10 protein-coding genes are annotated in these 10,159 nt (G+C 44.7%); 6 read left to right on the top strand and 4 right to left on the bottom strand.

The genetic code is table 11. The features are described 5' to 3' along the window. Positions 1-359 precede the first annotated feature (359 nt). From ACKX14_RS08060 to rlmH, 4 genes are all read left to right on the top strand, one after another. Positions 360-1,481, top strand: coding sequence for a S1C family serine protease (locus tag ACKX14_RS08060; protein ID WP_422446444.1), 1,122 nt, complete (start codon positions 360-362; stop codon positions 1,479-1,481). Between the two features lie 378 nt (positions 1,482-1,859). Then, the gene (locus tag ACKX14_RS08055; RefSeq protein ID WP_422446442.1) at positions 1,860-2,735 is read left to right on the top strand and encodes a stalk domain-containing protein; all 876 of its coding nucleotides are present in this window, start codon (positions 1,860-1,862) and stop codon (positions 2,733-2,735) included. A 350-nt stretch (positions 2,736-3,085) separates the two neighbouring features. Then, a complete protein-coding gene (locus tag ACKX14_RS08050; RefSeq protein WP_422446440.1) occupies positions 3,086-5,170 on the top strand; it encodes a molybdopterin-containing oxidoreductase family protein in 2,085 nt (694 codons plus the stop codon). 92 nt (positions 5,171-5,262) lie between these two features. Next, positions 5,263-5,742, top strand: a complete 480-nt coding sequence (gene rlmH, locus ACKX14_RS08045) for a 23S rRNA (pseudouridine(1915)-N(3))-methyltransferase RlmH (RefSeq protein ID WP_422446438.1) — start codon at positions 5,263-5,265, stop codon at positions 5,740-5,742. Positions 5,743-6,104: 362 nt separating this feature from the next. Here rlmH and ACKX14_RS08040 read toward each other — a convergent pair whose 3' ends face one another. From ACKX14_RS08040 to ACKX14_RS08025, 4 genes are all read right to left on the bottom strand, one after another. Continuing rightward, complete coding sequence (locus ACKX14_RS08040; protein WP_422446436.1) at positions 6,105-6,365, bottom strand: hypothetical protein; 261 nt, start codon at positions 6,363-6,365, stop codon at positions 6,105-6,107. Positions 6,366-6,568: 203 nt separating this feature from the next. Continuing rightward, positions 6,569-7,348, bottom strand: a complete 780-nt coding sequence (locus ACKX14_RS08035; protein ID WP_422446435.1) for a peptidase — start codon at positions 7,346-7,348, stop codon at positions 6,569-6,571. A gap of 116 nt (positions 7,349-7,464) precedes the next feature. After that, entirely contained in the window at positions 7,465-8,799 is a 1,335-nt protein-coding gene (locus tag ACKX14_RS08030) for a M56 family metallopeptidase (protein ID WP_422446433.1), read from the bottom strand. 10 nt (positions 8,800-8,809) lie between these two features. Then, positions 8,810-9,178 carry a BlaI/MecI/CopY family transcriptional regulator gene (locus ACKX14_RS08025; RefSeq protein WP_422446431.1) on the bottom strand — a complete coding sequence of 123 codons (369 nt, stop codon included), beginning with the start codon at positions 9,176-9,178 and terminating at the stop codon, positions 8,810-8,812. Positions 9,179-9,518: 340 nt separating this feature from the next. Here ACKX14_RS08025 and ACKX14_RS08020 point away from each other — a divergent pair, with 340 nt between their 5' ends. Next, positions 9,519-9,719, top strand: coding sequence for a type II toxin-antitoxin system VapB family antitoxin (locus tag ACKX14_RS08020; protein ID WP_122015654.1), 201 nt, complete (start codon positions 9,519-9,521; stop codon positions 9,717-9,719). After that, the gene (gene vapC / locus ACKX14_RS08015) at positions 9,720-10,121 is read left to right on the top strand and encodes a type II toxin-antitoxin system VapC family toxin (RefSeq protein WP_422446429.1); all 402 of its coding nucleotides are present in this window, start codon (positions 9,720-9,722) and stop codon (positions 10,119-10,121) included. The last annotated feature ends 38 nt before the right edge of the window (positions 10,122-10,159 follow it).

The following is a 10,159-nucleotide window of genomic DNA, read 5'->3' as shown; positions in this document are numbered from 1 at the left end:
TTTCCAAAACATTCCTTATGAAATTTTCAAGGTTCGGGAAAAGAAGTAAAAAAGTAGGGTTTCTACACTAGAATCAACATTTATTTCTTATAAATCTATGATTAAGATTTCTAATATCTTGCTTCTAATATTAAGAAATGTTAGCTGAAGGTAAATCGCAGGCAGTCACAACCATCTTAAAAAACTTATTATATCTGAATTATCTATTTCAAAAAACACAGGAAAGCAAAATATTTCCTCTAGACAGATGCTTTACGAATTTTTGTGGGAGCATTTAATAATATTCTCTCTGGATAAAAAAGATAAAAAAGGTGACAATTATACTGATAAAAAGTTTTCAGAAATGGCAGGTGTCAAAGATGCAAAATGAACAGGATTCAAAAAAGTTTTTACTGGATTTTAAGAAGATCATAATGATATCTGTCGTCTGTTCTCTAATAGGAGCGCTGGCGGCTGCCATTATTACAGCTTCCATGCTGTACGGCAGGCAGCCCGCTGCGGATAAAGCCATCCCCCAGACTCCGAAAGTGGTCCAGAACCAGGAACAGACCATTCCCGCCATCGCCCGGGAGGTGACCCCGGCGGTGGTGGGTATAGCCACGGTCAGCGTCGATTATGACTTTTTTTACCGGCCCATCAGGACTGAAGCCGTGGGATCGGGAGTCATCGTCAATCCCGGGGGATATATAATCACCAATGACCATGTGGTGGGCGATGCTGATGAAATAACGGTCTTCCTTTATGACGGAAGGAAGTATAAGGCGAAAAGACTTTATACCGACTCCGCCCTGGACCTGGCCGTGATTAAAATAAATGCCCAGAACCTGGTGGCCGCAAGGTTGGGGGATTCCGACCGGGTGGTGGTGGGAGACCTGGCTGTGGCCATAGGCAATCCTCTGGGGCTCACACTGCAGAGGACCGTTACAGCGGGAATCATCAGCGCTCTCAACCGCATGGTGATGGTAAGGGACCGCCGGGGTGAAGTGCTGATGCAGGACTTAATCCAGACCGACGCCTCCATAAACCCCGGCAACAGCGGCGGCCCTCTGGTAAACGGCAGAGGCGAGATAATAGGTATTAATACCATTAAAGCCTCTCAGGCGGAAGCCATAGGGTTCGCCATCCCCATAAATATTGCAAAGCCCATAGTAAACAGCATCCTGGAAAAGGGAAGGTTCGACAAACCCTACCTGGGCATCGACGGTATTGACAGGGACATGGCAAAGCTCATGAACGTGAGGGTAAATGTGGACAGCGGCATATATGTGGCGGATGTGGCAAAGGATAGTCCGGCGGACAAGGCGGGCATAAGGAGGGGAGATGTCATAACAAAATTTGCCGGAGTCGGGGTAGACTCCATGGCCAAACTTCGCCAGGTAATGTATAATCTTGATATAGGCAGGAAATACACCGTCGAAATATTGCGCAGAGGAATGCGGCAGGAGAAGACTATATTGCTGAAGAATTATGTGTCACGGTGACGGTTCTCAGAACACATAGATAAAAGATACCCTGTAGAAATATTGCGAAACGGAAGGCATATAACGGGCGCTGCTGTCCTTGCGCGACATTGATTGTATCAAGGGGACGGCGGTAACGGTTCTTTTGCCACATCGATAGAACTTGGGGGGATCGTCAGGTTGTGTTTGGGGCGGGCGCCATAGGGTAGTCGTTTGATATATTTAAAAAATGGAACATTCTGTTAAACGGATCAAAGATTGTTGCCATATTCATAGGGAAATGGGAAATTATAATTTGCTGATAAGTTCGAAAATAATTTACCCCGGAACTTTTTTTGCATTTTTCCGTCTAAATGATAGAAGACATTAAAAAAATCGTGCCCGGGAGGTATTGAGCAGATGAAAAAGAAAATTTTTGCATTAATCGTGCTGTTTGCGCTGTCGGCGGGGATTTTCACATTGGCTTACGCCGGATCACCGGTTAAGCTGGTTTTAAACGGCCGAGAATTAAAAACCGATGTGCCGCCCGAAAACGTGAATGGCAGGGTCCTGGTGCCCATCAGGGTGATTTCGGAAGCTCTGGGCGCCAGAATATCATGGGACGGGGAAAACAATACAGTCAAAATAGATTCCAATGAAGATAAATCTCAAGAGTTTAGAATAGCGCAATTGGAGCGGGCCCTGGCCCCGAAAGCCCCCCTGGAAGCTGTCACCACATGGGCTGAAGGAGTAAAAAGTAGAAGCGGTGCTGTACAGTATGCCGTCCTGTCCCCGGAACTCAAAAAAGCCATGTACTCCTACTTTGCGGAAATGAACTGGGTTACGGGAGTATCAAGCCCGTGGGTGGATAGTTACAAAATAACCGATCTGGGTAAAAGCGATGATGGGAGCTACAGGTACAGGGTGGATATTTTATGGATGACTTCTGCGGGCAGTTCCACAGGTGAAAATTATATCACTGTGAAAAAATATGATGAAAACTTTTTTGTTTCTTCCATCGGGAAAGTGGATATTAGAGGCAAAATTGTAAAACTGGAAAAAAAAGACGGCAAAATAACGGGTATGATTGAAGGGCACAAAGAATACGATACTTCCTATGACAGGGCAGAAGTGGTAATTGACAGTGCCACAAAGATTTATAAGGCTTCCACGGGCGAACCCCTGCCTGCCGCTGACTTAAAAGAGGGTTTGAAAGTGGAAGTGAGGTTTGAAGGAGCGGTAAACTATTCTTATCCCGTTCAGGCCAGGGCAGCGGAGATTAGAGTGGTTGAATAACTGTGAGTAAATATCTCTTCCCATCCGGGGTTTTATGAGGCCATCTTTGCGATTATAATGTGGAGCCTTCCCGAAAATAATATTAGGAAGGCTTTTATTTTCTGATAGCACCTAAAATGACTTTCTCCAGAAGGATCAAATGTGGTATACTGGGACTGTATTAAATACGGTGGTCCACATTAATCGCTTCAGTTTTACTTGAAGCAGGATTCTACTCTTTACTCTGGAGGTTAATGTGACCGTTTGGCAGCGTCAAATAAGAAGTCAAATAAGAATATGAGGATTCCATAAAAAATGGAAATCGTAGGTAGTAGCTGATAAATCAATCAGTAATGCCGGGAGGGGAGAATATGGAGGTTTACCGCACCGCGTGCCCCAGAGATTGTCTGGACAGCTGCAGCATGCTGGTCTATGTGGAAAAGGGCAAAATCGTAAAAGTTCAGGGCGACCCCGCCCATCCGCCCACGGCGGGATTTCTCTGCCCCAAAGGCAATTCATACGTGGAATACGTTTATCACCCGGAGAGACTGAAGCACCCCATGATTAAAAGGCGGGGGAATTTCATAAGGGTTTCATGGGATGAAGCGCTGGATTATATAGTCCTGAAAATCCGCGAAGCCCTCGATAAATACGGGCCCCTTTCCGTATTTCACAACTACGACAGCGGCTCGGAAGCCCTGCTCAAAAACATGGACGTGAGATTTTTCAACGCCCTGGGGGGAAGCACCAGAGTTTCAGGGTCATTGTGCTGGGGCGGGGGCATAGCCGCCCAGACCTACGACTTCGGCGGACTTATGCAAAACGATGTGGAGGACCTGGTAAATGCCAGGGGGATCGTGCTGTGGGGAAGGAATGCGGGGGACACCAATTCCCATGCGGTACCCTTCATAAAAAAAGCCCTTTCCCGCGGCGGGAAGATGGCTGTGGTAAACCCCCTCAGAACCGGCCTTGAAGGCATGGCCGACCTGGTGATAAGGCCCAGGCCCGGCACCGACGGGGCCCTGGCTCTCGGCGCCGCCCGGTATCTTATAAAACAGGGTCTCATCGATAAAAAGTTTATACAAAAATATACCTACGGCTTTGAAGAGTTCTGCCGGGCTGCGGAGGATTTTACGCCCGAGAGGGTGCGGGACATCACAGGCATCGAGGAGGAACAGATGAAATCTCTGGCGCTGTTTTACGGCAGGGAGACCCCCGTCACCACTCTGCTGGGCTACGGCCTGCAGAGGTACAGGGGCGGGGGAAATGCCGTAAGGGCCATCGATGCCCTTGCGGCGGTGACGGGAAACATCGGAAAGCCCGGAGCGGGAGTGTCTTACGGCCACCAGGTGCACTGGCCGGCAGGAGCCCGTGTGGCGGGGCCTGAACTGGCCGAAGTGCGGCGGTATTTTGACAGGACGAACCTTGCCCGGGAGATATTAAGTTCAAAAAATCCCCCCATAAAAGTGGCCTTTATCACCCGTTCAAACCCCATGAACATGAACCCCGACACCGGCGCCATGAAAAAAGCCCTGAATTCCATAGATACACTGGTTGTTATAGATCTTTTCATGACCGACACTGCAAAAGAAGCTGACGTGGTTCTACCCTGCACCAGCTTCTTCGAAGAGGAGAACCTGAAGCTCAACTCCTGGAGCCCCTGGATTTTTTACTGTCCCAAAATCATCGAACCCGTGGGCGAATGCAGGCCCGACCATGAGATATTCCTGGAGCTGGCGAAAAGGCTGGGCCTGGAGGATTTTCGGGAAAGATCCCGGGAAAACCTCCTGAAATGGGCGGCGGAGCCCATAAAGCAGCAGTTCGGCGTAAGCCTCGATGACCTCAAAAAAGGCCCGGTAAAAAACCCGAAAATTCCGCCGGTGGCATGGTCTGACAAAAAATTTATGACCCCTTCCGGCAAGTTTGAATTTTATTCGAAGAAGGCGGCGTCGGACGGCCAATCCCCGGTGGCGGCCTACATACCGCCGGCTCACGAGAGAATTAAAGGCGGCCGTGATACCCGGGAGGCTGGCGGTGCGGCGGATAAAAAAATCGGTCATCGGGGGGAATCCCCGGCGTTTGATTCCGGATTGAAAGACCTGCCTTATTATTTTATAACCCCCCACTCCCGATTCCGCATCCATTCCCAGTTCCAGCATCTTTCGAAGATAAAGGCCCTGCATCCCCACCCCGTGGCTCTGATGCACCCCGAAGAGGCTGCGGCCCTGGGCCTTGAGGAGGGCGAACCGGTGGAGATATACAACGAGCGCGGCGCCATCCGGGCGAGACTCACGCTGGAGCCCCGGATGCGGCGGGATGTGGTGGCGGTGGAGTCGGGCTGGAATATGGCAAGCGGCGCCTGCGCCAACTTCCTCACATCCCCGGTCACCACGGATATGGGCGAGAGCGCAGCCTTTTACGACTGCAGGGTGGGGGTAAGAAGGATCGGCTTATAACACATTGCTTGCTATCTGCAGACATGTTATAAATGGTACCGGCAAAGTCTGCTGATTCCGATACCTAGCATTTCATTGAAGGAGATTCATCATTGAATATCATTATACTGGCTGTAGGAAAACTGAAAGAAAAATACATAAAAGACGGCATAAAGGAGTATGAAAAGCGCCTCAAACCTTACTGCCGTTTAGACATCATGGAAGTGGCCGAAGAAAAGGCCCCCGAAACGTTAAGCGATGCGGAAAAATTGCAGGTGCTGGAAAAAGAGGGAAAGCGAATCCTGGAAAAGTTAAACCCCTCAAGCTTTGTTATACCCCTTTGCATCGAAGGCGAGCAGTATTCCTCCGAGCAGATGGCCCAAAAGATGAGCAGCCTCATGGTCTCCGGCACGTCCCATATCACCTTCATCATAGGCGGTTCCCTGGGCCTTTCCGATGAAGTAAAGGCCCGGGGCCACCTGAAGCTTTCCTTTTCGGCCTTCACCTTCCCCCACCAGCTCATGCGCCTGATACTCGTAGAGCAGATCTACCGGTGGTTCAAGATAATGCGGGGGGAGCCGTACCACCGTTAACTCAAAATCTGGTAATAGTCTAAAATATATATCCACTATATGGGATTTCTTTTTTTAACGATGGAATAATGCAGTTACTTGCCGTAGCTTAAGATAGTTTGACCTTGCGCATCAAGGAGTTCCCAAACCAAGTCAGGGTCTCCTTTGCCTGTAATATAACAAATCCGCAGACCTTTAGCTTCTACAATCGTTGCCTCCTTACCATCAAATAGCACTTTGGCGGCAGAGCTATTTCTGATGATACCACAACTTATCCATACCCTACCTTACCCTACCTTATATTGTACTTGTATGAGCCGAATAAAAGATCGGCAGGGTCTTCACTCTTCGTCGGCCATATTCCCGAACTGATTCCCAATAAACTATATGAGAAAAGCTTTTTTTTTAATGATGGCACAGGCAACAATTCCTCTTTGATCTTTATAGAAAATGAGATATTCCCCTTCATCTATATTTACTTGATGAAGCATTTCAGCTGGCTTACGTGCATAGTCATTTTCCATTTTTTTCATTAGAAAATCGTATGGTGAAAGAGTATTATTCCTAACTATAACTATAGAAATAATACCAATAGTAAAAACGCATACGATTGAAATCACTAAAATTAATGTGCCCTTTTTCAAATCATTACCTCTCTCTATATAGTTTTTCGAAGGCTGTAGGTTAATAAAGTTCGTAAGTAACAAGCCACCGTAATGAATACGGTGGCTTGCCAAACAAATGACCATGATATGGGCATTAGGGAATTCCATTGACAAAAGCTTCTAATAAGCTTCAAATCTAGACCTAATTGAATATTTTTATTTTCTATCTAATTCTTTGACCATTAGTTTTTATCATCAGTGAAATATTCAACTTGGCCAACTCGCCCTGAGACAATTTTAAATTGACCAATGACCGTTCTACCGTCTTTATCATAAAGGGGTATCAATTTATCACCAAGATTGTTTTGGGCTATCGCTTCCTCCGGTGTGCGCGGAGAGGGCGAATCCAGGTCCGAGGACCGGACATAACCATGTGTTCCATCTATACCTATGGCTGCAACCAAATCCGGTTCTTCTCCTAAAATATCGGCATAAGCGTTCGAACCATATGTTTCACCATATTCATTTACTTGATAGCGATAATTTGAAATGTCTCTGGGTTTTAACAAAGAAGATTTACTGCTGCCCAAAGTAACAATGGGACTTTTATATGTAGAGTACGTATTATATCCATCACCATTGTATAATCTGACTTGTCCAAAACTATAATAATTACCACTGGTAGTATAAGTTTTTGTCCACGTATTAAAACCTGCAAGTTCTTCATCATTGTATTCCCAGCTACTCTCTAATATCAAATTGGCGTCTGAGTCATATAGTCTAGCTTTTGCGCCCATATATCCTGTCGGAACATTCTGATCAATACAAGACACAGCGGTTTCAGCCGATACGTATGTGCCGTTAGTATAAACGCCAGCACTGTACATATAAGTATATCCATAAACCGTCGTTTCTTTTTTATCAGATGTTGCATAAGCTGCAAAAACAACACTTGAAATGCCTAATATCAAAATGCAAACAATGGAAAACAAAACTAGAGTTTTATGAAATTTCCTTTTCATCTTACCACTCCTCACTCTTATCATATATTTAGTTTCTTTCCATATATGAAGTTACTGTGGAAAAATTCAAGCTATCAAACATATCCATTCTTTGACCTTTTTTCGTCGGTATGTATTCATGGTCCAACTTGAAATTGACCAATGACTGTTCTACCGTCTTTATCATATAGGGGGATGATTCTTACACCAGGATTGTTTTGAGCTACGGCTTCCTCCGGTGTGCGCGGAGGAGGGAAAGGTTCCAGGTCCGAGAACCGCACATAACCATGTGTTCCATCTATACCTATAGCTGCAACCAAATCCGGTTCCTCTCCTACGATGTCGGCATACTCGTTCGAGCCATATGTTTCACCATATTCATTTACTTGATATTGATAATTTGAAATTTCTTTTGGTTTTGGCAAAACAGATTTACTGCTGCTTTTACTCTCGAGGGCGGACGTCTCCATCGCACCTGCCGAAATAGCACCTAATGATACGATTGCCAGTGTCATTGCGATTGCAACCATGCGTACCCATTTTTTGCTCTTTGAGCCTTCATCTTTCAATATTATATCGACCCTCCTCTCCAGCTTTTTCCGCCTGCCGCTGAATGCGGAAAATAATCTGGCGTTCTGGTCCGCAACGTTCCAGAGCATACTCAGCATCAGCTCGCAATACCGCCTCCTTTCCCGATTGCTCATGGATTTGACAACACTTTCGTCACAGGAAAGTTCGCAAAAGTGGTCAATGTCGAATCTTGCCGCATAGGCTATAGGGTTGAACCAATGTATCGCGTTGATAAAAAGCATCAGATATTTCAACAATGCATCACGGCGTTTCCAGTGGGTCAGTTCATGAAGAAAAACGCATTGCAATTCGTCCGCAGAAAGTTTAATATCCGGCAAGACAATTCGGGGCTTAAAGATGCCGTACAGAAAGGGTGTTGTTATGCAGGGCGAGATGTATACGGGGATTTGTTTTGTTATGCCCATTTGTTGTCTACACCTGGAAAGTACCTCCAAAATCTGCATATCATCAGTCAAACGGCACATTCTGAAAATGCGGCGGTTCAGATTATAGTTCTGGACAAGAATTGCACCCATGAATATCAGAGTACCGGCCATCAGGAGATAGGGCAAAAGTTCAGGGTAAACGGATGCTCCTGCATAGCTTTTTTGCCGTGGTATTGCTATACCGCCGGCAGCGAGGTTTAGAGCGGTGAGTGGGTTTAATCCCGCGATAGATGGCAGTTGGAAGCCTTTATCGGGCATCTTTATAAAGCTCAGATCAAGCCATGACATCCACCGGTGATACGGCAGTAGGAAAAACATATATACAGCTATATTGGTGTAATAATGCCAGGCAGCAGTAAAGTATTTGAGAGTTACCGCACTCAAAAGTTTCAGAATCAGGTATATTCCTCCGGCCACAAACGACATGATAAAGATCTGGATGTAAATGTTAATCATCATAAGCCACCTACTCTTTCAAGCGTTTCATAATGCTTTCAATGTCTTCCTTCGTCAAATCGCCACTGTCACACAGCGCAGTTATAAAGCCCAAAATGGAGCCTTTATGAACATCATTAATAAATTGTTTTATTTCAAAATCCCGGTATTCCTGTTCCGTCACACAAGGCTCGTAATAATTGGCTTTTCCCATCCTGGTTGCCTTGAGTAACCCTTTTTTCATCAAACGGGCCAAAAAAGTAACCACTGTATTTTGCTTCCATGCCTTTTCCTCCGGTAGATGCCGCATGATTTCCGAAGTTGTCACCGGGCGCCCGGCTTTCCAAATGTACTCCATAATCTGTTTTTCCGCATCGGATATCCGTTGCAATTTTTTCATAAAAATCACCTTTTTAATCTACATTATGTAGTTTATTTTATTCTACACTGTGTCGATGAATATGTCAACAGAATTTTTAAAAAATCAATATAATAATATATTTTTGAAGATGGGTCATATCGGTATTAATTATCTCAATATTATTTTTTATAGAGCATCGCTCATAAAAAATTCAGTACATAAACCGATAAGGCGAAAATGATGAAAAGACCTATAATGAACTTATATCTTTCATCAGAAACGGTGAATATGCGGACGAATACATCATGGCAAGGCATAAGTTGTAATATTGTATATTGACTATTTGTATGTTAAAATACACATACGGAGGTGTATGGCTATGCGCACAAATATCGACATTGATGAAAAATTGCTCCATGAGGCTTTTAAATATTTAAAGGTCAAAACAAAAAAAGAACTCGTAAATACTGCATTAAAAGAATTTATAGAGAATCATAAACGGAAAAACTTGATGGAGCTGAAAGGTAAGATAGCTTTTAGAGAAGATTATGATCACAAAAAAATGAGGGAAGGTGTTTAAGTGGTCCTTGTAGATACCTCGGTCCTCATTTCATATTTTAAAGGAGTCAACAATAATTCCACGGAAAAATTCCAGTATATCCTTTCTAACAATATCCCTTTTGGTATCAATAATTTTATTTATCAGGAGTTGCTGCAGGGCACCGCGTCAGAGAAGGATTTTAATAAATTAAAAGAGTATCTTGATACACAAAGATTTTATGAGTTGCGCCACGGGAAAAAGTCTTATGAAGAGGCGGCGAAAATGTATTTTAGATGCAGGAAAGCAGGGATAACGGTGCGAAGTACCATTGACCTTTTGATTGCCCAAACGGCCATAGAAAATGATCTATTGTTGTTGCACGACGACATGGATTTTTATAATATTGCCGATGTCATAAAAGAATTAAAGCTATATGAGTGATTTAACTGTGATAAATGACTGATGTATAGAGTTATGGA

Origin of the sequence: Thermorhabdus hydrogeniformans, from assembly GCF_049310025.1 — a bacterium.
GTDB lineage: Bacteria > Bacillota > Thermosediminibacteria > Thermosediminibacterales > Tepidanaerobacteraceae > JBJYKD01.
Note: the sequence above shows the minus strand (reverse complement) of the source record. Positions and strands in the feature narration are given on the sequence as shown.

Coding starts and splice junctions, on each gene's coding strand:
- ACKX14_RS08060 (WP_422446444.1), top strand. CDS start 360: ATGCAAAATGAACAGGATTCAAAAAAGTTTTTACTGGATTTTAAGAAG.
- ACKX14_RS08055 (WP_422446442.1), top strand. CDS start 1,860: ATGAAAAAGAAAATTTTTGCATTAATCGTGCTGTTTGCGCTGTCGGCG.
- ACKX14_RS08050 (WP_422446440.1), top strand. CDS start 3,086: ATGGAGGTTTACCGCACCGCGTGCCCCAGAGATTGTCTGGACAGCTGC.
- ACKX14_RS08035 (WP_422446435.1), bottom strand. CDS start 7,348: ATGAAAAGGAAATTTCATAAAACTCTAGTTTTGTTTTCCATTGTTTGC.
- ACKX14_RS08030 (WP_422446433.1), bottom strand. CDS start 8,799: ATGATTAACATTTACATCCAGATCTTTATCATGTCGTTTGTGGCCGGA.
- ACKX14_RS08025 (WP_422446431.1), bottom strand. CDS start 9,178: ATGAAAAAATTGCAACGGATATCCGATGCGGAAAAACAGATTATGGAG.
- ACKX14_RS08020 (WP_122015654.1), top strand. CDS start 9,519: ATGCGCACAAATATCGACATTGATGAAAAATTGCTCCATGAGGCTTTT.